Here is a 22,088-nt window from a genome sequence, read left to right on the forward strand (position 1 = left end):
GCGTATTCCAGATTAAGGTTAAGAATTTTCGTCTGCGCGAATGGTACACCGATACCACTATCGGACAAAATTCTGCGTTTTAATTCAGCATTCACCGCCAAAAGCGACTAATTTTAGCTGTTACAGTCAGTTGCTAAATGCAAAGGAGCATTCATGAAGCAAACAGTTTATATCGCCAGCCCTGAGAGCCAGCAAATTCACGTCTGGAACCTGAATCATGAAGGCGCACTGACGCTGACGCAGGTTGTTGATGTGCCGGGGCAGGTGCAGCCGATGGTGGTCAGCCCGGACAAACGTTATCTCTACGTTGGCGTTCGCCCTGAGTTTCGCGTCCTGGCGTATCGTATCGCCCCGGACGACGGTGCACTGACATTCGCCGCAGAGTCGGCGCTGCCGGGTAGCCCGACGCATATTTCTACCGATCACCAGGGACAGTTTGTCTTTGTAGGTTCTTACAATGCGGGTAACGTGAGCGTAACGCGACTGGAAGATGGCCTGCCAGTGGGCGTCGTCGATGTGGTCGAGGGGCTGGACGGCTGCCATTCCGCCAATATCTCACCGGATAACCGCACGCTGTGGGTTCCGGCATTAAAGCAGGATCGCATCTGCCTGTTTACGGTCAGTGATGATGGTCATCTGGTGGCGCAGGACCCGGCGGAAGTGACGACCGTTGAAGGTGCCGGGCCGCGTCATATGGTGTTCCATCCAAACGAACAATATGCGTATTGCGTCAATGAGTTAAACAGTTCAGTGGATGTCTGGGAACTGAAAGATCCGCACGGCAATATCGAATGTGTCCAGACGCTGGATATGATGCCGGAAAACTTCTCCGACACCCGTTGGGCGGCTGATATTCATATTACTCCGGATGGTCGTCATTTATACGCCTGTGACCGTACCGCCAGTCTGATTACCGTTTTCAGCGTTTCGGAAGATGGCAGCGTGTTGAGCAAAGAAGGTTTCCAGCCAACGGAAACCCAGCCGCGCGGCTTTAACGTTGATCACAGTGGTAAGTATCTGATTGCTGCCGGGCAAAAATCTCACCACATCTCAGTTTACGAAATTGTCGGCGAACAGGGGCTACTGCATGAAAAAGGTCGCTATGCGGTCGGGCAGGGGCCGATGTGGGTGGTGGTGAACGCACACTAACCGTTGAGTTACCCGGCGCAGTATTTCCTGCGCCGGGGTATTACCCCATCTCCTGTAACGCATGTCTCTGGCGTTCGACGATATTGGTCCATAAATTGTCTTTATCATCAGTCCACAAATTAATCAGCAAAGCAAAAAAGCGTTCTGCTGCCGGAGAAAGCACGGCATCTTTGCGACGAATAATCCCCAATGTCCGACGTATAACGGGTTCCACCAGCGGGATACCAATAATCGAAGAATAGGGCGCATGAGGCATTGCCAGGCCTGGAAGCGCCGAAATCCCCAGTCCTGCTTCCACCAGTCCTAATGACGTCGAAAGATGACGCACTTCGTAAAACCAGTCCAGCTCCCAGGGTTTGTCGGACAATTTTTGCTCAATCAGCAGTCGGTTGCCGCTGGAGGAGCGCACGCCAATCATTTTGTAACCTACCAGTTCCTGCCATTCCACCAGCTGCTTTTTGGCTAATGGGTGGTCACGCCGACAGGCCAGCACGAACGGCTCGTTGACCAGTGGCGTAAAATCGATGGATGAATTTGTGATGTTGTTCATGTTTATGCCAAAGTCCGATTCGTTGCACAGCACCGATTCCATGCAATTATTCGTGCCTTGTTCCAGAATTCGCACTTTAATATTGGGATATAGCTCATTAAATTTGCCAATTGCCAACGGCAAGAAATAAAACACGGCGGTAGGAATACACGCTAATGTCACCATACCACGATGATAAATATTCATATCGCGAATATTAAACAGTGTTTCATCGAATTTTTTTATTAATTCCCGCGCCTCAGGAAGCAACATTCTCCCCGCTTTTGTTAAAGTAACCTTGCGAGTTGTACGCTCAAAGAGTTGAATATGTAAATCCTCTTCCATCTTTTTTATTCTGCGCGTTAATGCAGGTTGCGTAATATTAAGTAATTTAGCAGCATTGTTAAATGAACTGGACTCTGCCAGCGTGACAAATGCTTTCATACTTGATAACTCATGCTTCATTATTACTCCGGAAAATGGAAGCGGTGCTTTTTAGTGATTTGCAGTTAAACCAGTTTAACTGTCTTTTAATCACTTAAATTAATGAAAAAATGTTATTAATCGTAAAGCTAAAGTCATTAGAGATGCTTTGCCCTTAATGTAACCATATCGCAATAAGTTATGTTTTTAAATTGAGGGCATTATTATGAAAAAAATACCCTGCGTGATGATGCGAGGTGGAACCTCGAGGGGCGCGTTCCTGTTAGCGGAACATTTACCTGAAGATCAAACGCAGCGCGATAAAATATTGATGGCAATTATGGGTTCCGGTAATGATCTGGAAATTGACGGTATCGGCGGCGGTAATCCGCTGACCAGTAAAGTCGCCATTATTAGCCGTTCCAGCGATTCTCGTGCTGATGTCGATTATTTGTTTGCGCAGGTAATCGTCCATGAGCAACGTGTCGATACCACACCTAACTGCGGCAATATGTTGTCTGGCGTTGGGGCATTCGCCATTGAAAATGGTTTGATTGCAGCGACATCACCGGTCACCCGCGTGCGTATTCGCAACGTCAATACAGGCACGTTCATCGAAGCCGATGTGCAAACGCCAAACGGTGTCGTCGAGTATGAGGGTAGCGCCAGAATTGATGGTGTACCAGGGACAGCCGCGCCGGTCGCGCTCACTTTCCTGAATGCTGCCGGAACAAAAACCGGAAAAGTTTTCCCGACGGATAATCAGATTGATTATTTTGACGATGTCCCGGTGACTTGTATCGATATGGCGATGCCAGTCGTTATTATTCCGGCTGAATATCTGGGAAAAACAGGCTATGAATTACCAGCAGAACTGGATGCCGACAAAGCATTATTAGCCCGCATTGAATCTATCCGTCTACAAGCGGGTAAAGCAATGGGCTTAGGCGATGTCAGTAATATGGTTATCCCTAAACCTGTACTTATTTCTCCAGCGCAGAAAGGCGGGGCGATCAATGTGCGTTATTTTATGCCCCATTCTTGCCATCGCGCGCTGGCGATAACTGGTGCTATTGCCATTTCCAGTAGCTGTGCGCTGGAAGGCACCGTCACCCGACAAATCGTCCCTTCTGTCGGATACGGCAATATCAATATTGAACACCCCAGTGGTGCGCTTGACGTTCATTTAAGCAATGAAGGTCAGGATGCCACGACGTTACGCGCATCTGTTATTCGGACGACCAGAAAAATATTTTCCGGTGAAGTTTATCTTCCCTGAAAAAATTCTTTGTCGTGATAAGGACAATCAATAAAGGACTTCTGTATGAGTCATACAGAAAGAACAGGATTTTAAATGAATAAGAAATCGTTATGGAAGCTAATTCTGATATTAGCGATCCCATGTATTATTGGCTTTATGCCAGCTCCGGCAGGGTTAAGCGAACTGGCGTGGGTACTGTTTGGTATCTACCTGGCGGCAATTGTGGGTCTGGTTATTAAGCCATTCCCGGAACCTGTCGTACTGTTAATTGCAGTTGCCGCTTCGATGGTGGTCGTGGGTAACTTATCCGACGGTGCATTTAAAACCACCGCCGTATTAAGCGGTTACTCTTCCGGTACAACCTGGTTGGTGTTCTCGGCGTTCACCTTAAGCGCCGCGTTTGTTACCACCGGCTTAGGTAAACGTATCGCCTATCTGCTGATTGGTAAAATTGGTAGCACAACCCTCGGGCTGGGTTACGTTACCGTATTCCTCGATCTGGTACTGGCTCCGGCAACACCGTCTAACACCGCGCGTGCGGGCGGCATTGTGTTACCGATCATCAACAGCGTGGCGGTGGCTCTTGGGTCCGAACCGGAAAAAAGCCCGCGTCGTGTTGGACATTACCTGATGATGTCCATTTACATGGTCACCAAAACCACCAGCTACATGTTCTTTACCGCAATGGCGGGGAACATTCTGGCGCTGAAAATGATCAACGACATTCTGCACCTGCAAATTAGCTGGGGTGGATGGGCGCTGGCAGCCGGTTTACCGGGCATCATTATGCTGCTGGTCACTCCGCTGGTGATTTACACCATGTATCCGCCAGAAATTAAAAAGGTCGATAACAAAACCATCGCCAAAGCGGGTCTTGCTGAACTGGGGCCGATGAAAATCCGCGAAAAAATGCTGCTCGGTGTTTTTGTGTTGGCGCTGCTGGGCTGGATTTTCAGTAAGTCTCTGGGGGTTGATGAATCCACTGTGGCAATCGTTGTTATGGCAACCATGCTGCTGCTGGGTATCGTTACCTGGGAAGATGTGGTTAAAAATAAAGGCGGCTGGAATACCTTAATCTGGTACGGCGGTATTATCGGTTTAAGCTCCTTATTATCAAAAGTTAAATTCTTCGAATGGTTAGCTGAAGTCTTTAAAAATAACCTGGCATTTGATGGTCATGGCAACGTTGCCTTCTTTGTCATTATTTTCCTTAGCATCATCGTGCGTTATTTCTTCGCTTCTGGTAGTGCCTATATCGTTGCTATGTTGCCGGTATTTGCCATGCTGGCGAACGTCTCCGGCGCACCGTTAATGTTAACTGCGCTGGCGCTGCTGTTCTCCAACTCTTACGGCGGCATGGTCACTCACTATGGCGGCGCGGCAGATCCGGTCATCTTTGGCGTGGGTTACAACGACATTAAATCCTGGTGGTTGGTCGGTGCGGTACTGACGATACTAACCTTCCTGGTGCATATCACCCTTGGCGTATGGTGGTGGAATATGCTGATCGGCTGGAACATGCTGTAAATATACTCGTCATACTTCAAGTTGCATGTGCTGCGTCTGCGTTCGCTCACCCCAGTCACTTACTTATGTAAGCTCCTGGGGATTCACTCGCTTGTCGCCTTCCTGCAACTCGAATTATTTAGAGTATATCCATTCATTATTTTTCTGCGCACTTTACGGTGCGCAGATATCTGGAGCATTTGATGATCAAGTTATCTGAAAAAGGCGTGTTTCTCGCCAGTAATAACGAAATAATTACCGAAGAACATTTCACCGGCGAAATTAAAAAAGAAGAAGCAAAAAAAGGCACTATTGCCTGGTCTATTCTCTCTTCTCATAATACATCCGGAAATATGGACAAACTTAAAATTAAGTTTGATTCCTTAGCCTCCCACGATATTACCTTTGTTGGTATTGTACAGACCGCTAAAGCGTCCGGCATGGAACGTTTCCCGCTGCCGTATGTGCTGACCAACTGCCATAACTCACTGTGCGCCGTCGGCGGCACCATTAACGGTGATGACCATGTTTTTGGTTTATCGGCAGCGCAGCGTTATGGCGGTATTTTTGTGCCTCCGCATATTGCGGTCATCCATCAATATATGCGTGAAATGATGGCAGGCGGCGGCAAAATGATCCTCGGTTCAGACAGCCACACCCGTTACGGTGCGTTAGGTACAATGGCGGTCGGCGAGGGCGGCGGCGAGCTGGTAAAACAACTGCTTAATGACACCTGGGATATCGACTATCCGGGCGTTATTGCGGTGCATTTGACCGGAAAACCAGCACCCTATGTGGGGCCGCAGGATGTGGCGCTGGCAATTATCGGCGCGGTGTTCAAAAACGGCTACGTCAAAAATAAAGTGATGGAGTTCGTGGGGCCAGGTGTTGCTGCGCTCTCTACCGATTTCCGCAACAGCGTTGACGTGATGACCACTGAAACCACCTGTTTAAGTTCTGTCTGGCAAACCGATGAAGAAGTCCATAACTGGCTGGCGCTGCACGGTCGCGGCCAGGATTACTGCCAGCTTAATCCACAACCGATGGCGTACTACGATGGTTGCATTAGCGTTGATTTAAGTGCCATCAAACCAATGATTGCGCTGCCGTTCCACCCGAGCAACGTTTATGAAATCGACACGCTGAACCAGAACCTGACCGACATTCTGCGTGAGATTGAAATCGAGTCCGAGCGCGTGGCGCACGGTAAAGCCAGACTCTCGCTGCTGGATAAAGTCGAAAATGGTCGCCTGAAAGTACAACAGGGGATTATCGCAGGCTGTTCTGGCGGTAACTATGAAAACGTTATTGCAGCGGCGAATGCACTGCGTGGTCAATCCTGTGGCAACGACACCTTCTCGCTGGCGGTTTATCCGTCATCACAGCCGGTATTTATGGATTTAGCCAAAAAAGGCGTGGTAGCAGATTTGATTGGCGCAGGCGCAATCATCAGAACTGCGTTCTGCGGCCCATGCTTTGGCGCGGGCGATACACCAATCAACAACGGTTTGAGTATTCGCCACACCACGCGTAACTTCCCGAATCGCGAGGGCTCTAAGCCAGCTAATGGTCAGATGTCAGCGGTTGCATTAATGGACGCCCGTTCTATCGCTGCGACTGCGGCAAACGGTGGCTATTTAACCTCTGCCAGCGAGCTGGATTGCTGGGACAACGTGCCGGAGTACGCCTTCGATGTAACGCCGTATAAAAATCGCGTCTATCAAGGCTTTGTGAAAGGGGCGACACAGCAACCGCTGATCTACGGACCGAACATTAAAGACTGGCCGGAATTGGGCGCGCTGACTGACAATATCGTCCTCAAAGTGTGCTCGAAGATCCTCGACGAAGTGACCACCACCGATGAACTGATTCCTTCCGGTGAAACTTCTTCTTATCGTTCAAATCCGATTGGTCTGGCGGAGTTTACCCTGTCACGCCGCGATCCAGGTTATGTTGGCAGAAGTAAGGCCACCGCTGAGCTGGAAAATCAGCGTCTGGCAGGAAACGTTAGTGAACTGGCAGGGGTGTTTGCGCGTATTAAACAGATTGCTGGTCAGGAACATATTGATCCGCTGCAAACTGAAATTGGCAGCATGGTCTATGCAGTCAAACCAGGTGATGGTTCTGCGCGTGAACAGGCGGCGAGCTGCCAGCGTGTGATTGGCGGTCTGGCGAATATTGCCGAGGAATACGCGACTAAACGTTACCGTTCTAATGTCATCAACTGGGGGATGTTACCGCTGCAAATGGCAGAAGTGCCGAACTTTGAAGTGGGGGATTACATTTATATTCCTGGCATTAAAGCGGCGCTGGATAATCCAGGTACGACCTTCAAAGGTTATGTGATCCATGAAGATGCGCCGGTAACGGAAATTACGCTTTACATGGAAAGCCTGACTGCGGAAGAGCGTGAGATTATCAAGGCGGGTAGTTTGATTAACTTCAATAAAAACCGTCAGATATAAAAAGCGCCATGTGAATGTAGGTCGCATCCGGCACTTATTGTCGGATGCGATGCTGGCGCATCTTATCCGACCTACAAATCACATCGACCCGTAGGCCGGATAAGGCGTTTACGCCGCATCCGGCAATGAGTTAATAGCTCTTATTTCTTTGCTTCTGCAACCACTTTGCTACCCACGCCACGGTTATTGTATTCCCACATGCGGTTGTAGTTAGTGTCATTCAGATTGCGCTGTACTTCGTCGTTATCATCAACGCTGCCGGTATTACCCGCAAATGGACGATTGGAAATCACCGCATCGGCCCACGGTTTGGCCGTGTTAAAACCTTCGTTGATGGCGCTATCACGGATCACCACCTGACCGTTGGTATTGGCATCAACATCCAGCGAGCGGCCCAGCTGCGCGACGCCATCACCGGAAGCATTGAAACGGCTGTTTACCACGAGGAAACCGTAGTAAATATTGGACAGCGTAGCCGGTGCAAACACATACGCTTCTTGCTGAGTACGTGAGTTCACCACGCGGAATTCGGTATTATCGAACACCACTGCGCCGCGACCAGAAACGATATCCACATCCCCTTCAATGTAGCTGTTGGTCACCAGCGTACGCGGCTGACGATTCGTTTCCAGACGGTTTTGCACACCGCTGTTGGTGACAAAGAAGGTATTCTGACGACCGAGAATGTTAACGTTGTTGATCTGCACTTTGTCGCCGTCAGTACGCAATGCTACCGCCGGGTGGTTACCCGCATCTACGCTATCGCCCAGCGTGTTTTCAATGGTCAGGTTTTGCAGTTGCAGGCCATTGTTTTGTGACCAGAAGACCGCAGAACAGAGAACGCCGATGCTGTTGCTGCGTTTGCTCTGGCAGCTATCGTACATATACCACGCTGGTTTACCTGGCATATATTTGCCGCGCGGGTTGACGTCATGACGCCAGTCGGCAGGGCTCATTCCACCATCAAGGGAAAGTCCAATCTTCACATCAATCGGTTTTTCGCCCATACCGTAGACAGTGATTCCCCCCGGAGCGGCAGGGACATAAACTGTACCTTCATACTCACCTGGCATCACGGCAATATACTGGCGCTTATTTGTACGCTTGATAATCGCCGCATCTACCGCCGCCTGAATCGTGGTATGCGTTACACCTTGAGTACCCGCCGGGCCGACAACAAAGTCAGGTTGCGCAGGCAGGGTAATCGGGGAAGGATTCCATGCTGTAGCACCTGGCGTCAGGGACGCAAAATAGTGTTGAGCATCGAAATTCTGCGCTTCTTTTGCCGACAGAATCGGGCGAGAAGACGTACCAGGTGCTACTTGATCGGAAGGACGTTGATCGGGCGGTGTTGAGCTACAGGCGGTCAGCGTCACGCCAAAAGCCAGTGCCAGCGCCAGACGGGAAACTGAAAATGTGTTCACAGGTTGCTCCGGGCTTTGAAATGGAAAAATGAATCCGTTGAAGCCTGCTTTTTTATACTAACTTTAGCGAAACGGGAAGGTAAAAAGACAAAAAGTTGTTTTTAATACCTTTAAGTGATGTCAGATGGCCTGGCACCATCTGACAGATTATTTAACTGAACATCGCGGTAATTGATGCACTGGCGAGAGAGTGGAAATGAACGTTAAAACCGACCATCGCGCCGCTGGCACCTTCATCGACATCAATGCGTTCTACATCAAGCGCGTGAACGGTAAAAATGTAGCGATGGGTTTCGCCTTTCGGCGGCGCTGCGCCATCGTACCCGGTTTTACCAAAATCGGTGCGTGTCTGGAGCACGCCATCAGGGATTGCTACCAGACCAGAGCCAAATCCTTGCGGCAATACACGGGTATCGGCAGGCAAGTTAACAACTACCCAGTGCCACCAGCCGGAGCCGGTTGGCGCATCCGGGTCGTAGCAGGTGACGACAAAACTTTTCGTTCTCGCAGGAACATCATCCCACGCCAGATGTGGCGAAATATTATCGCCATCGTAACCCATGCCGTTAAAGACATGACGATGCGGTAGCTTATCGCCATCGCGCAGATCATTACTGATGAGTTTCATTAACCCTCCTTTCTTGTTTGCAGAAAGTGTAGCCAGAAACCCTCACGCTGACTTCCCGTTATTGGCAAAAAAATGTTTCATCCAGTACGGCGTGATTTACCGCTGCGGTCAGGCGCTGCAACTGTTGCGGGCGAATAATATAAGGCGGCATCAGGTAAATCAGTTTGCCAAAAGGCCGGATCCACACACCCTGCTCGACAAAGAATTTTTGCAGTGCTGCCATATTCACCGGACGAGTGGTTTCGACCACGCCAATCGCCCCCAGCACGCGCACATCGGCAACCATTTCGGCGTCACGGGCTGGTGCCAGTTGCTCGCGTAGTTGCGCTTCAATATTTGCCACCTGCTGTTGCCATTTACCGGATTCGATAATCGTCAGGCTGGCGTTCGCTGCCGCGCAGGCCAGCGGATTGCCCATAAAAGTTGGCCCGTGCATAAAGCAACCGGCTTCGCCGTTACTAATAGTTTCCGCAACCTGACGTGTGGTGAGCGTAGCGGAAAGGGTCATCGTGCCGCCGGTTAAGGCTTTACCGAGGCATAAAATGTCCGGCGCGATCCCCGCATGTTCACAGGCAAACAGTTTGCCGGTTCGACCAAATCCGGTGGCGATTTCGTCAGCAATCAGCAAGATACCTTCACGATCGCACATTTTGCGGATTCGTTTTAACCATTCCGGATGGTAGATGCGCATCCCGCCAGCACCCTGGACAATCGGTTCAATGATCACCGCAGCAATTTCATGACGATGCGCCGCCATCAGGCGCGCAAAGCCCACCATATCGCGCTCATCCCATTCGCCGTCCATGCGGCTTTGCGGAGCCGGGGCAAACAAGTTTTCTGGCAGATAGCCTTTCCACAGGCTGTGCATTGAGTTGTCAGGATCACATACCGACATCGCGCCAAAAGTATCGCCATGATAACCATTGCGGAAGGTCAGAAAACGCTGGCGCGCTTCGCCTTTGGCCTGCCAGTACTGCAACGCCATCTTCATCGCCACTTCTACCGCCACGGAACCGGAGTCCGCGAGAAAAACGCATTCCAGTGGTTGCGGCGTCATCGTCACCAGTTTGCGGCACAGCTCAATGGCTGGCGCATGGGTGATACCACCAAACATCACATGCGACATGGCATCAATTTGCGACTTCATCGCCGCATTAAGCTGCGGGTGATTGTAACCGTGGATCGCCGCCCACCAGGACGACATACCGTCAACCAGGCGTCTGCCGTCAGACAAAATCAGCTCACAACCTTCCGCGCTCGCCACCGGATAAACCGGCAGCGGGGAGGTCATGGATGTGTATGGGTGCCAGATATGGCGTTGGTCAAAGGCAAGATCGTCCGTTGTCATAATCGACTTGTAAACCAAATTGAAAAGATTTAGGTTTACAAGTCTACACCGAATTAACAACAAAAAACACGTTCTGGAGAAGCCCCATGGCTCACCGCCCACGCTGGACATTGTCGCAAGTTACAGAATTATTTGAAAAACCGTTGCTGGATCTGCTGTTTGAAGCGCAGCAGGTGCATCGTCAGCATTTCGATCCTCGTCAGGTACAGGTCAGCACTTTGCTGTCAATTAAAACCGGTGCTTGCCCGGAAGATTGCAAATATTGCCCGCAAAGCTCGCGCTATAAAACCGGGCTGGAAGCCGAACGGTTAATGGAAGTCGAGCAGGTGCTGGAGTCGGCGCGCAAAGCGAAAGCGGCGGGATCGACACGTTTCTGCATGGGCGCGGCGTGGAAGAATCCCCACGAACGCGATATGCCCTATCTAGAGCAGATGGTGCAGGGGGTAAAAGCGATGGGGCTGGAGGCGTGTATGACGCTGGGTACATTAAGTGAATCCCAGGCGCAGCGCCTCGCGGACGCCGGGCTGGATTACTACAACCACAACCTCGACACCTCGCCGGAGTTTTACGGCAATATCATCACCACACGTACCTACCAGGAACGCCTTGATACGCTGGAAAAAGTGCGCGAGGCCGGGATCAAAGTCTGTTCCGGCGGCATTGTTGGCTTAGGCGAAACGGTGAAAGATCGCGCCGGATTATTGCTGCAACTGGCGAATCTGCCGACACCGCCGGAAAGCGTGCCAATCAACATGCTGGTGAAGGTGAAAGGCACGCCGCTTGCTGATAACGACGATGTCGATGCCTTTGATTTTATTCGCACCATTGCGGTGGCGCGGATCATGATGCCAACTTCTTACGTGCGCCTTTCTGCCGGACGCGAACAGATGAACGAACAGACTCAGGCGATGTGCTTTATGGCCGGGGCTAACTCGATTTTCTACGGTTGCAAACTGCTAACCACGCCGAATCCAGAAGAAGATAAAGACCTGCAACTGTTCCGCAAACTGGGGCTGAATCCGCAACAAACCGCCGTGCTGGCGGGCGATAACGAACAACAGCAACGTCTTGAACAGGCGCTGATGACCCCGGACACTGACGAATATTACAACGCGGCAGCACTATGAGCTGGCAGGAGAAGATTAACGCGGCGCTCGATGCGCGGCGTGCTGCCGATGCTCTGCGTCGCCGTTATCCGGTGGCACAAGGCGCCGGACGCTGGCTGGTGGCGGACGAACGCCAGTATCTGAACTTTTCCAGTAACGATTACTTAGGTTTAAGCCATCATCCGCAAATTATCCGTGCCTGGCAGCAGGGCGCGGAGCAATTTGGCGTCGGCAGCGGCGGTTCTGGTCACGTCAGCGGTTATAGCGTGGCGCATCAGGCGCTGGAAGAAGAATTGGCCGAGTGGCTGGGTTATTCGCGGGCGCTGCTGTTTATCTCCGGTTTTGCCGCTAATCAGGCCGTCATTGCCGCGATGATGGCAAAAGAAGATCGCATCGTTGCCGACCGGCTTAGCCATGCTTCCTTGCTGGAAGCTGCCAGTTTAAGTCCGGCGCAACTTCGCCGTTTTGCTCATAACGATGTCACTCATCTGGCGCGACTGCTTGCTTCCCCCTGTCCGGGGCAGCAACTGGTGGTGACAGAAGGCGTGTTCAGCATGGACGGCGATTGCGCGCCACTGGAGGAAATCCAGCAGGTAACGCAACAGCACAATGGCTGGTTGATGGTCGATGATGCCCACGGCACGGGCGTTATCGGGGAGCAGGGGCGCGGCAGCTGCTGGCTGCAAAAGGTAAAACCAGAATTGCTGGTGGTCACCTTTGGTAAAGGATTTGGCGTCAGCGGTGCGGCGGTGCTTTGCTCTGAAACTGTGGCGGATTATCTGCTGCAATTTGCCCGTCATCTTATCTACAGCACCAGTATGCCGCCCGCTCAGGCGCAGGCATTACGTACGTCGCTGGCGGTCATTCGCAGCGATGAGGGTGATGCACGGCGCGAAAAACTGGCGGCGCTCATTACGCGTTTTCGTACCGGAGTGCAGGGTTTGCCGTTTACTCTTGCGGATTCACGTAGCGCCATTCAGCCATTAATCATCGGTGATAACGCTCGCGCATTACGCCTGGCAGAAAAACTGCGTCAGCAAGGTTGCTGGGTAACAGCGATTCGCCCACCAACCGTACCCGTCGGCACCGCGCGTCTACGCTTAACGCTAACCGCAGTGCATGAAACGCAGGATATCGACCGTTTGCTGGAGGTGCTGCATGGCAACGGTCAATAAACAAGCCATTGCGGCGGCATTTGGTCGGGCTGCCTCACAATATGAGCAACACGCAGAGTTACAGCGCCACAGTGCCGACGCCTTACTGGCAATGCTCCCGCAACGCAAATACGCCCGTGTGCTGGACGCTGGCTGTGGACCTGGCTGGATGAGCCGCCACTGGCGCGAGCGTAGCGAGCAGGTGATGGCGTTAGATCTCTCGCCACCAATGCTTGCCCAGGCACGCCAGAAGGATGCCGCAGATCATTATCTGGCAGGAGATATCGAATCCCTGCCGTTAGCGACTGCAACCTTCGATCTTGCATGGAGCAATCTCGCGGTGCAGTGGTGCGGTAATTTATCCACGGCACTCCGCGAGCTGTATCGCGTGGTGCGCCCCAAAGGCGTGGTGGCGTTTACCACGCTGGCGCAGGGTTCGTTACCCGAATTGCATCAGGCGTGGCAAGCGGTAGACGAACGCCCCCATGCCAATCGCTTTTTACCGTCAGCAGATATTGAACAGGCGCTGAAAGGTTTTCGTTATCAACATAATATGCAGCCTGTCACGCTGTGGTTTGATGATGCGCTCAGTGCCATGCGTTCGCTGAAAGGCATTGGCGCAACGCATCTTCACGCAGGGCGCGACCAGCGAGTATTGACCCGTTCACAGCTACAACAACTGCAACTGGCCTGGCCGCAACAGCAGGGGCGATATCCCCTGACGTATTATCTTTTTTTGGGAGTAATTGCTCGTGAGTAAACGCTATTTTGTTACCGGAACGGACACCGAAGTGGGTAAAACTGTTGCCAGTTGCGCACTGTTGCAGGCCGCGAAGGCCGCAGGTTACCGAACGGCAGGCTACAAACCCGTTGCCTCCGGTAGCGAAATGACTGCAGAAGGTTTACGCAACAGCGATGCACTGGCGTTACAGCGCAACAGCAGCCTGCAGCTGGATTACGCCACGGTGAATCCATACACCTTCGAAGAGGCGACCTCGCCGCATATCATCAGCGCGCAAGAGGGCAGGCCAATTGACCCATTGGTGATGAGCGCCGGATTACGTGCGCTGGAACACCAGGCTGAGTGGGTGTTAGTGGAAGGCGCGGGCGGCTGGTTTACGCCGCTTTCGGATTCGTTCATGTTTGCAGATTGGGTAACGCAGGAACAACTGCCGGTGATTCTGGTCGTTGGGGTAAAACTGGGCTGCATCAATCATGCAATGCTGACAGCACAGGCCGTACAGCAGGCAGGGCTAACACTCGCAGGCTGGGTGGCGAACGATGTCACGCCGCAGGGTAAACGCCACAGTGAATATATGGCTACGCTCACCCGAATGATCCCCGCGCCGCTGCTGGGGGAAATCCCCTGGCTCCAGGAAAATCCAGAAAGTGCGCTAACCGGAAAATATATAAATCTCACATCACTGAAGTAGCAAAAAAATTGGTTGAATTGCGAGCGAGATCGCGTCTTCGGTCGCCCGTAATTTAACCAATAAAATGCTAAAAAAATCGCGAAAAAAATTTTACCCCCGCATTATACGATTAGTATGGGAATTGCCCAGGCGGCTGGACATAGGGGCTGCAGGCAGTTATCCACTATTCCTGTGGATAACCATGTGCATTAGAGTTAGAAAACGTAAGGTAAGCGAGAGAATACGCGGCTTGCACGCAAATTGGCGCTAAAGACGGCTTAAATAAATATTTGTTATTTTTCAATCTGTTATATAAATGCAATGGCTGTCAGGAAAGTGTCATCTCCTGCAATAAATCCGTCATCAGCCATCTTGACAAATGTTAAAAAAGCCATTGCTCTGGGGATAACCCTGCAGACCAGAGTTTTATCTCGTCACAGCGTCAATTTTGTCTACGGTTTAGACCTTAGTTTACGGCGTAACAGAAATGTTGTGGTGTGAGACTGTTTTTTTATCCAGTATAATTTATTGGCATTATTAATCATGACGAGTAAAATTACACACCTGCCCGCCCATTCCTTCAGGTAGCAACTCATGAGTAAACCATTCAAACTGAATTCCGCGTTCAAACCTTCTGGCGATCAGCCGGAGGCGATTCGACGCCTCAAAGAGGGGCTGGAGGATGGCCTCGCGCATCAGACTCTGCTCGGCGTGACGGGGTCGGGAAAAACCTTCACTATTGCTAATGTCATTGCTGACCTGCAACGTCCAACCATGGTGCTGGCACCCAACAAAACGCTGGCAGCGCAACTATATGGTGAGATGAAAGAGTTCTTCCCGGAAAACGCGGTGGAGTATTTCGTCTCCTATTACGATTACTATCAGCCAGAAGCCTATGTTCCGAGTTCAGATACGTTTATTGAGAAAGATGCCTCAGTAAACGAACATATCGAACAGATGCGACTTTCAGCAACCAAAGCGTTGCTGGAGCGGCGAGATGTTATTGTCGTAGCGTCAGTTTCCGCTATTTATGGTCTGGGCGATCCTGATTTATATCTCAAAATGATGCTGCACCTCACGGTCGGTATGATTATCGATCAACGGGCTATCCTGCGCCGCCTGGCGGAGTTGCAATATACCCGCAACGACCAGGCGTTCCAGCGCGGCACTTTCCGCGTGCGCGGTGAGGTGATCGACATCTTCCCGGCAGAGTCCGACGACGTTGCGCTACGTGTAGAATTGTTCGACGAAGAAGTGGAGCGTCTCTCGCTTTTCGACCCACTGACCGGGCAGATTATCTCGACCATTGCGCGTTATACCATCTACCCGAAAACGCACTATGTTACGCCGCGCGAGCGCATTGTGCAGGCGATGGAAGAGATTAAAGAAGAACTGGCGGATCGGCGCAAAGTACTGCTGGCAAATAACAAGTTGCTGGAAGAGCAGCGGCTGACCCAGCGTACCCAGTTTGATCTGGAGATGATGAATGAGCTGGGCTACTGTTCGGGCATTGAAAACTATTCGCGCTTCCTCTCCGGGCGCGGGCCTGGCGAGCCACCGCCGACGCTGTTTGATTATCTGCCTGCCGATGGGCTGCTGGTGGTTGATGAATCACACGTCACCATTCCGCAGATTGGCGGTATGTATCGCGGCGACCGGGCGCGTAAAGAAACGCTGGTGGAGTACGGTTTCCGCCTGCCATCTGCGCTGGATAACCGTCCACTGAAATTTGAAGAGTTCGAAGCTTTAGCCCCGCAAACCATCTATGTTTCTGCGACGCCGGGTAATTACGAGCTGGAAAAATCAGGCGGCGACGTGGTGGATCAGGTGGTGCGTCCAACCGGATTGCTTGATCCGATTATCGAAGTGCGTCCGGTAGCGACCCAGGTCGATGATCTTCTTTCGGAGATTCGTCAGCGAGCGGCAATTAACGAACGCGTTCTTGTCACAACACTGACCAAGCGGATGGCGGAAGATCTCACGGAATATCTCGAAGAACACGGCGAGCGCGTGCGTTATCTTCACTCCGACATTGATACCGTTGAGCGTATGGAAATCATCCGCGATTTACGTCTGGGCGAGTTTGACGTACTGGTTGGCATCAACTTACTGCGCGAAGGTCTGGATATGCCGGAAGTTTCGCTGGTGGCAATCCTCGACGCCGACAAAGAGGGCTTCCTGCGTTCTGAACGTTCATTAATTCAGACCATCGGGCGTGCGGCGCGTAACGTCAACGGCAAAGCGATTCTCTACGGCGATAAGATAACCCCGTCAATGGCGAAAGCGATTGGCGAAACCGAACGTCGCCGCGAGAAACAGCAGAAGTACAACGAAGAGCATGGCATTACACCGCAAGGGCTGAACAAGAAAGTGGTCGATATCCTGGCGCTGGGGCAGAACATTGCTAAAACCAAAGCCAAGGGCAGAGGGAAAGCGCGCGCGATTGTTGAGCCGGATAATGTGCCGATGGATATGTCGCCAAAAGCGTTGCAGCAGAAAATCCATGAGCTGGAAGGGCAGATGATGAAACATGCGCAAAACCTGGAGTTCGAAGAGGCGGCGCAAATTCGCGATCAGTTGCATCAGTTGCGTGAGCTGTTTATTGCCGCGTCGTGACAGGATAGCGAAGAAGCCTGATGAGAAACGCGAAATTGCCTGATGCGCTACGCTTATCAGGCCTACATGAGCTCTTCAATATATTGAATTTGCGCGATTTGTAGGCCGGTAAGGCGTTCACGCCGCATCCGGCATGAACAACGTGCACTTTGTTTCAATAGGAAGCCGGAGTTTTCTTTCGACTTCCCGTTAACCCAACGCCTGTAACGCCTTTTCTAGTGCGTTATGTAACAACTGGCGGTCATGACGATAGGGGATATCGCTGGCCTCCAGTACGTCCTGAATCACTATTCTGTCGGTGACCGCAGAAACATCCACTTTCGGCCCAACGACTACGGCATCAATAACCTTCTTGCCGACATACTGCTCCATAATCGCCAGCTTATTTTCCAGCTTCAGATTCGCCGCTGGTAAGCTAAGTTCACGTCCCAGATTGCCGATATAGACCATCGGAGCTGGCGTGCGGCGCAATGCCTGCGCCATTTCCTTAAGCAGCAGGATCGGCATCAGGCTGGTATAAAAACTGCCTGGCCCGATAAGAATCAGATCTGCTTCATTGATAGCATGTACCGCTTCACGCGTGGCAGGCACATTAGGGGTTAACAGTAATTCCTGAATCGGCGTGGTTAACTGGTCAATATTCACCTCGCCGTAAACTTCATGCCCCTGATCGTCAATCGCCATCAGATCAACGGGATGCTCTGACATTGGAATCAAATGCGCATCCACTTTCAGCAGATTACGAATCAAATTGATGGCTTCCAGAGGCCGTACGCTAAGGTGATCCAGCGCCTTTAACATCAGGTTTCCAAGGTTATGCCCGGAAAGTTCGCCATTACCGCCAAAACGGTATTCAAACATCGCGGAAGCGACGCTGGGTTCCGTAATCAACTGATTAAGGCAGTTGCGCATATCGCCCCAGGCAATACCGCCTTCTGAGCGGCGAATTCGTCCTGTCGAACCACCATTATCGGTGGTGGTCACAATTCCCGTTAAACGAGAACCCAAAGACGAAAGTGAGGAGAGAACGCGTCCCAGTCCATGCCCTCCGCCGAGAGCAACGACACGATCAAGGTCAGCCAGCGTACGATTGCGCATATAAATTCCTGAAGTCAGATTATCCGCGCTACAGTAGCGCAACTGACAGGGAAACAGCAATTAACCTGCCAATATTGAGGATATAAATAATTGTTTTCTACCTCTAAAGGACGATATACGCACTGCATTGCTGATGATGTACATCAAAGTAAAACCGTCATTTTCCCTTATTCTGTAGTGAAATAGCACGATCATGACGCTATATACATGATTACATAGCGAAAAGTGTGAATGGTAAAAATCTCATTTACACGCTAGTATCGGCATAACCACTAAACACTCTAGCCTCTGCACCTGGGTCAACTGATACGGTGCTTTGGCCGTGACAATGCTCATAAAGATTGCCACCAGGGCGAAGGAAGAAATGACTTCGCCTCCCGTATCTGGAAAGGTGTACATGGCTTCACAACTGACTGATGCATTTGCGCGTAAGTTTTACTACTTGCGCCTGTCGATTACCGATGTGTGTAACTTTCGTTGCACCTACTGCCTGCCGGATGGCTACAAGCCGAGCGGCGTCACTAATAAAGGCTTCCTGACCGTCGATGAAATTCGTCGGGTTACTCGCGCCTTCGCCAGTCTGGGCACCGAAAAAGTTCGCCTGACAGGCGGCGAGCCGTCTTTACGCCGTGACTTTACCGATATCATCGCCGCCGTGCGGGAAAACGACGCTATTCGCCAGATTGCGGTCACTACCAATGGTTACCGTCTGGAACGCGATGTCGCGAACTGGCGCGATGCAGGCCTGACAGGCATTAACGTCAGCGTTGATAGCCTCGACGCCCGTCAGTTTCACGCCATTACCGGGCAGGATAAATTTAACCAGGTAATGGCAGGCATCGATGCCGCATTTGAAGCCGGGTTTGAGAAGGTCAAAGTCAATACCGTGCTGATGCGGGATGTCAATCATCATCAACTCGACACCTTTCTGAACTGGATCCAGCATCGCCCCATTCAGCTGCGTTTTATCGAACTGATGGAAACGGGCGAGGGTAGCGAACTCTTCCGTAAGCACCATATCTCTGGTCAGGTTCTGCGTGACGAGCTGCTGCGTCGTGGCTGGCTCCATCAGCTTCGTCAACGCAGCGACGGCCCCGCGCAAGTTTTTTGTCATCCGGATTACGCAGGAGAGATCGGCCTTATCATGCCGTATGAAAAAGACTTCTGCGCCACCTGCAACCGCCTGCGCGTCTCCTCCATTGGTAAACTCCACCTCTGCCTGTTTGGTGAGGGCGGCGTTAATCTGCGCGATCTGCTGGAAGACGATACCCAGCAACAGGCGCTGGAAGCACGTATTTCGGCGGCGCTGCGGGAGAAAAAACAGACCCATTTCCTGCATCAAAACAACACCGGTATTACGCAAAACTTATCGTACATTGGCGGTTAAAACGTCAAAAGGAGAGATCAGATGAGTCAGGTAAGCACTGAATTTATCCCGACCCGTATTGCTATTCTTACGGTTTCTAATCGTCGCGGTGAAGAAGACGATACCTCCGGTCACTATCTGCGCGACTCGGCGCAGGAAGCAGGCCATCACGTTGTCGATAAAGCCATAGTCAAAGAAAATCGCTACGCCATCCGTGCCCAGGTATCTGCGTGGATCGCCAGCGACGATGTGCAAGTGGTGCTGATTACAGGTGGTACTGGCCTGACGGAAGGCGATCAAGCGCCAGAAGCACTGCTGCCGCTGTTCGATCGTGAAGTCGAAGGCTTCGGCGAAGTGTTCCGTATGCTGTCGTTCGAAGAGATTGGCACCGCAACGCTGCAATCTCGTGCGGTGGCGGGTGTTGCTAACAAGACACTGATTTTCGCCATGCCTGGTTCAACCAAAGCGTGCCGCACCGCCTGGGAAAATATCATCGCCCCGCAGCTGGATGCCCGTACGCGTCCGTGCAATTTCCATCCACATTTGAAGAAATAAGTATGTCGCAACTGACCCATATCAACGCCGCTGGCGAAGCGCACATGGTGGATGTCTCCGCCAAAGCGGAAACTGTACGTGAAGCGCGCGCCGAAGCCTTTGTCACCATGCGCAGTGAGACGCTGGCGATGATCATTGATGGTCGCCACCACAAAGGCGACGTATTTGCCACTGCGCGCATTGCCGGTATTCAGGCGGCAAAACGCACCTGGGATCTGATCCCGCTCTGTCATCCGCTGATGCTCAGCAAAGTTGAAGTCAATTTACAGGCCGAGCCGGAACATAATCGGGTACGAATTGAAACGCTTTGCCGCCTGACCGGCAAAACTGGTGTCGAAATGGAAGCATTAACCGCAGCCTCTGTGGCGGCGCTGACCATTTATGACATGTGCAAAGCGGTGCAAAAAGATATGGTGATTGGCCCGGTACGTTTGCTGGCGAAGAGCGGCGGCAAGTCGGGTGATTTTAAGGTGGAAGCGGATGATTAAAGTTCTTTTTTTCGCCCAGGTGCGTGAGTTGGTGGGAACAGATGCAACCGAAGTGGCTGCGGATTTCCCAAACGTAGAAGCATTGCGCCAACACCTGGCAGCGCAGAGCGATCGCTGGGCGCTGGCGCTGGAAGATGGCAAATTACTGGCCGCCGTCAACCAGACGCTGGTGAGTTTTGACCATCCGCTGACTGACGGCGACGAAGTGGCTTTTTTCCCGCCGGTAACCGGAGGTTAAGATGGCAGAAACCAAAATTGTTGTCGGCCCGCAGCCGTTCAGTGTAGGGGAAGAGTACCCGTGGCTGGCGGAGCGTGACGAAGATGGTGCAGTGGTCACGTTTACTGGTAAGGTGCGCAACCATAACCTGGGCGACAGTGTAAAAGCATTAACCCTCGAACACTATCCGGGGATGACGGAAAAGGCACTGGCGGAAATCGTGGATGAGGCGCGTAACCGTTGGCCGCTGGGGAGAGTCACGGTGATTCACCGCATTGGCGAATTATGGCCGGGCGATGAAATCGTTTTTGTCGGCGTCACCAGCGCGCATCGTAGCAGCGCGTTTGAAGCCGGGCAGTTTATTATGGATTATCTGAAAACCCGCGCACCGTTCTGGAAGCGCGAAGCCACGCCGGAAGGTGATCGCTGGGTCGAAGCCAGGGAGAGCGATCAGCAGGCGGCAAAACGCTGGTAGTTTTTTGTTGGCCGGATAAGGCACCGCTGCATCCGGCAATTTCACCGCTCTGGACATGCGTTTACGCTGCCTCGATGCACACCCTCATCATTTGCAGTATCCTTTAGATATTCCTTATATCTTCAGGAGAAAGTCATGGACAGATTTCCACGTTCAGATTCAATCGTACAACCCCGTGCTGGCTTGCAAACCTATATGGCGCAGGTATATGGCTGGATGACAGTTGGCCTGTTGCTGACCGCATTTGTTGCCTGGTATGCGGCTAATTCTGCCGCCGTTATGGAGCTGCTATTCACTAACCGGGTCTTCTTAATCGGTTTGATAATCGCGCAATTAGCTCTGGTTATCGTGTTATCAGCGATGATTCAAAAACTCAGCGCGGGCGTAACGACGATGCTCTTTATGCTTTATTCGGCGCTAACGGGCTTAACGCTCTCCAGTATTTTCATTGTCTACACTGCCGCCTCTATTGCCAGTACCTTCGTTGTCACCGCCGGGATGTTTGGCGCGATGAGTCTGTATGGTTACACCACGAAACGCGATTTAAGTGGCTTCGGCAATATGCTATTTATGGCATTAATCGGTATTGTCATCGCCTCGCTGGTGAACTTCTGGCTGAAAAGCGAAGCGTTGATGTGGGCAGTCACCTACATCGGCGTGATTGTCTTTGTTGGACTGACGGCGTATGACACTCAGAAACTGAAAAATATGGGTGAACAGATTGATACCCGCGACACGTCGAACCTGCGTAAATATTCCATTCTTGGCGCATTAACGTTGTATCTGGACTTCATCAACCTGTTCCTGATGTTGCTGCGGATCTTTGGCAACCGCCGTTAAACGCATTTCTTATAAAATCCCGGAATGA

The 22,088-nt window shown here is 51.6% G+C and carries 20 protein-coding genes and 1 riboswitch; of the genes, 15 read left to right on the forward strand and 5 right to left on the reverse strand.

Annotated elements, in window-relative coordinates:
• Positions 1 to 153: 153 nt before the first annotated feature.
• The gene (gene pgl / locus WES_RS14185) at positions 154 to 1,149 is read left to right on the forward strand and encodes a 6-phosphogluconolactonase (RefSeq protein ID WP_000815435.1); all 996 of its coding nucleotides are present in this window, start codon (positions 154 to 156) and stop codon (positions 1,147 to 1,149) included.
• A 40-nt stretch (positions 1,150 to 1,189) separates the two neighbouring features.
• Here pgl and WES_RS14180 read toward each other — a convergent pair whose 3' ends face one another.
• Complete coding sequence (locus tag WES_RS14180; protein ID WP_016159048.1) at positions 1,190 to 2,143, reverse strand: LysR family transcriptional regulator; 954 nt, start codon at positions 2,141 to 2,143, stop codon at positions 1,190 to 1,192.
• Between the two features lie 184 nt (positions 2,144 to 2,327).
• Here WES_RS14180 and WES_RS14175 point away from each other — a divergent pair, with 184 nt between their 5' ends.
• From WES_RS14175 to WES_RS14165, 3 genes are all read left to right on the forward strand, one after another.
• Positions 2,328 to 3,380: a 4-oxalomesaconate tautomerase gene (locus tag WES_RS14175; protein ID WP_000723669.1), complete on the forward strand. Its 1,053-nt coding sequence runs from the start codon at positions 2,328 to 2,330 to the stop codon at positions 3,378 to 3,380.
• A gap of 75 nt (positions 3,381 to 3,455) precedes the next feature.
• Entirely contained in the window at positions 3,456 to 4,889 is a 1,434-nt protein-coding gene (locus WES_RS14170; RefSeq protein ID WP_016159047.1) for an anion permease, read from the forward strand.
• 182 nt (positions 4,890 to 5,071) lie between these two features.
• A complete protein-coding gene (locus tag WES_RS14165; protein ID WP_016159046.1) occupies positions 5,072 to 7,333 on the forward strand; it encodes a hydratase in 2,262 nt (753 codons plus the stop codon).
• A gap of 140 nt (positions 7,334 to 7,473) precedes the next feature.
• Here the strand turns inward: WES_RS14165 and WES_RS14160 are convergent, their stop codons facing one another.
• From WES_RS14160 to bioA, 3 genes are all read right to left on the reverse strand, one after another.
• On the reverse strand, positions 7,474 to 8,757 hold the full coding sequence (locus WES_RS14160; RefSeq protein ID WP_016159045.1) for a putative acyl-CoA thioester hydrolase: 1,284 nt from the start codon (positions 8,755 to 8,757) through the stop codon (positions 7,474 to 7,476).
• Positions 8,758 to 8,908: 151 nt separating this feature from the next.
• Positions 8,909 to 9,385 (reverse strand): kinase inhibitor, encoded by a 477-nt coding sequence (locus WES_RS14155; protein WP_016159044.1) that lies wholly within the window; start codon positions 9,383 to 9,385, stop codon positions 8,909 to 8,911.
• Between the two features lie 58 nt (positions 9,386 to 9,443).
• On the reverse strand, positions 9,444 to 10,733 hold the full coding sequence (bioA, locus tag WES_RS14150) for an adenosylmethionine--8-amino-7-oxononanoate transaminase (protein ID WP_016159043.1): 1,290 nt from the start codon (positions 10,731 to 10,733) through the stop codon (positions 9,444 to 9,446).
• Positions 10,734 to 10,819: 86 nt separating this feature from the next.
• On the opposite strand from bioA, the gene bioB reads away from it, so the two are divergent.
• The 5 genes from bioB (at position 10,820) to uvrB (ending at position 17,021) form a co-directional block, all read left to right on the forward strand.
• A complete protein-coding gene (gene bioB / locus WES_RS14145; protein WP_016159042.1) occupies positions 10,820 to 11,860 on the forward strand; it encodes a biotin synthase BioB in 1,041 nt (346 codons plus the stop codon).
• A complete protein-coding gene (gene bioF / locus WES_RS14140) occupies positions 11,857 to 13,014 on the forward strand; it encodes an 8-amino-7-oxononanoate synthase (protein WP_016159041.1) in 1,158 nt (385 codons plus the stop codon). Before bioB ends, bioF begins: the two co-directional genes overlap by 4 nt.
• Entirely contained in the window at positions 12,998 to 13,753 is a 756-nt protein-coding gene (gene bioC, locus WES_RS14135; protein WP_016159040.1) for a malonyl-ACP O-methyltransferase BioC, read from the forward strand. The genes bioF and bioC overlap by 17 nt, the downstream gene beginning before the upstream one ends.
• Positions 13,746 to 14,426 carry a dethiobiotin synthase gene (gene bioD, locus WES_RS14130; RefSeq protein ID WP_016159039.1) on the forward strand — a complete coding sequence of 227 codons (681 nt, stop codon included), beginning with the start codon at positions 13,746 to 13,748 and terminating at the stop codon, positions 14,424 to 14,426. Before bioC ends, bioD begins: the two co-directional genes overlap by 8 nt.
• Positions 14,427 to 14,999: 573 nt before the next feature.
• The gene (gene uvrB / locus WES_RS14125) at positions 15,000 to 17,021 is read left to right on the forward strand and encodes an excinuclease ABC subunit UvrB (protein ID WP_000042546.1); all 2,022 of its coding nucleotides are present in this window, start codon (positions 15,000 to 15,002) and stop codon (positions 17,019 to 17,021) included.
• A gap of 189 nt (positions 17,022 to 17,210) precedes the next feature.
• Here the strand turns inward: uvrB and yvcK are convergent, their stop codons facing one another.
• Positions 17,211 to 18,119 carry a uridine diphosphate-N-acetylglucosamine-binding protein YvcK gene (yvcK, locus tag WES_RS14120; protein WP_010347415.1) on the reverse strand — a complete coding sequence of 303 codons (909 nt, stop codon included), beginning with the start codon at positions 18,117 to 18,119 and terminating at the stop codon, positions 17,211 to 17,213.
• A 265-nt stretch (positions 18,120 to 18,384) separates the two neighbouring features.
• A riboswitch (molybdenum cofactor riboswitch) is annotated at positions 18,385 to 18,529 on the forward strand.
• On the opposite strand from yvcK, the gene moaA reads away from it, so the two are divergent.
• The 6 genes from moaA to WES_RS14090 all read left to right on the forward strand — a co-directional run bounded on the left by moaA (position 18,517) and on the right by WES_RS14090 (position 22,060).
• Entirely contained in the window at positions 18,517 to 19,506 is a 990-nt protein-coding gene (moaA, locus tag WES_RS14115) for a GTP 3',8-cyclase MoaA (protein ID WP_010351242.1), read from the forward strand. It overlaps the preceding riboswitch by 13 nt.
• Before the next feature lie 21 nt (positions 19,507 to 19,527).
• A complete protein-coding gene (gene moaB, locus WES_RS14110) occupies positions 19,528 to 20,040 on the forward strand; it encodes a molybdenum cofactor biosynthesis protein B (RefSeq protein ID WP_000084634.1) in 513 nt (170 codons plus the stop codon).
• Between the two features lie 2 nt (positions 20,041 to 20,042).
• Positions 20,043 to 20,528: a cyclic pyranopterin monophosphate synthase MoaC gene (gene moaC, locus WES_RS14105; protein WP_000080885.1), complete on the forward strand. Its 486-nt coding sequence runs from the start codon at positions 20,043 to 20,045 to the stop codon at positions 20,526 to 20,528.
• Positions 20,521 to 20,766 (forward strand): molybdopterin synthase sulfur carrier subunit, encoded by a 246-nt coding sequence (gene moaD, locus WES_RS14100; RefSeq protein WP_000598607.1) that lies wholly within the window; start codon positions 20,521 to 20,523, stop codon positions 20,764 to 20,766. Before moaC ends, moaD begins: the two co-directional genes overlap by 8 nt.
• A gap of 1 nt (position 20,767) precedes the next feature.
• Positions 20,768 to 21,220 carry a molybdopterin synthase catalytic subunit MoaE gene (moaE, locus tag WES_RS14095; RefSeq protein ID WP_000852287.1) on the forward strand — a complete coding sequence of 151 codons (453 nt, stop codon included), beginning with the start codon at positions 20,768 to 20,770 and terminating at the stop codon, positions 21,218 to 21,220.
• A gap of 135 nt (positions 21,221 to 21,355) precedes the next feature.
• Entirely contained in the window at positions 21,356 to 22,060 is a 705-nt protein-coding gene (locus WES_RS14090; RefSeq protein WP_000373623.1) for a Bax inhibitor-1/YccA family protein, read from the forward strand.
• Positions 22,061 to 22,088: the final 28 nt, after the last annotated feature.

Origin of the sequence: Escherichia sp. KTE31 (assembly GCF_000407925.1) — a bacterium.
GTDB lineage: Bacteria > Pseudomonadota > Gammaproteobacteria > Enterobacterales > Enterobacteriaceae > Escherichia > Escherichia ruysiae.

Bases quoted from the DNA above. Each gene is read 5' to 3' on its own strand.
- bioC (WP_016159040.1), top strand. From the start codon at position 12,998: ATGGCAACGGTCAATAAACAAGCCATTGCGGCGGCATTTGGTCGGGCT.
- uvrB (WP_000042546.1), top strand. From the start codon at position 15,000: ATGAGTAAACCATTCAAACTGAATTCCGCGTTCAAACCTTCTGGCGAT.
- WES_RS14155 (WP_016159044.1), bottom strand. From the start codon at position 9,385: ATGAAACTCATCAGTAATGATCTGCGCGATGGCGATAAGCTACCGCAT.
- bioF (WP_016159041.1), top strand. From the start codon at position 11,857: ATGAGCTGGCAGGAGAAGATTAACGCGGCGCTCGATGCGCGGCGTGCT.
- moaA (WP_010351242.1), top strand. From the start codon at position 18,517: ATGGCTTCACAACTGACTGATGCATTTGCGCGTAAGTTTTACTACTTG.
- WES_RS14090 (WP_000373623.1), top strand. From the start codon at position 21,356: ATGGACAGATTTCCACGTTCAGATTCAATCGTACAACCCCGTGCTGGC.
- moaD (WP_000598607.1), top strand. From the start codon at position 20,521: ATGATTAAAGTTCTTTTTTTCGCCCAGGTGCGTGAGTTGGTGGGAACA.
- bioA (WP_016159043.1), bottom strand. From the start codon at position 10,733: ATGACAACGGACGATCTTGCCTTTGACCAACGCCATATCTGGCACCCA.
- WES_RS14180 (WP_016159048.1), bottom strand. From the start codon at position 2,143: ATGAAGCATGAGTTATCAAGTATGAAAGCATTTGTCACGCTGGCAGAG.
- WES_RS14165 (WP_016159046.1), top strand. From the start codon at position 5,072: ATGATCAAGTTATCTGAAAAAGGCGTGTTTCTCGCCAGTAATAACGAA.
- bioB (WP_016159042.1), top strand. From the start codon at position 10,820: ATGGCTCACCGCCCACGCTGGACATTGTCGCAAGTTACAGAATTATTT.
- moaB (WP_000084634.1), top strand. From the start codon at position 19,528: ATGAGTCAGGTAAGCACTGAATTTATCCCGACCCGTATTGCTATTCTT.
- moaC (WP_000080885.1), top strand. From the start codon at position 20,043: ATGTCGCAACTGACCCATATCAACGCCGCTGGCGAAGCGCACATGGTG.
- pgl (WP_000815435.1), top strand. From the start codon at position 154: ATGAAGCAAACAGTTTATATCGCCAGCCCTGAGAGCCAGCAAATTCAC.
- yvcK (WP_010347415.1), bottom strand. From the start codon at position 18,119: ATGCGCAATCGTACGCTGGCTGACCTTGATCGTGTCGTTGCTCTCGGC.
- WES_RS14170 (WP_016159047.1), top strand. From the start codon at position 3,456: ATGAATAAGAAATCGTTATGGAAGCTAATTCTGATATTAGCGATCCCA.
- moaE (WP_000852287.1), top strand. From the start codon at position 20,768: ATGGCAGAAACCAAAATTGTTGTCGGCCCGCAGCCGTTCAGTGTAGGG.
- WES_RS14175 (WP_000723669.1), top strand. From the start codon at position 2,328: ATGAAAAAAATACCCTGCGTGATGATGCGAGGTGGAACCTCGAGGGGC.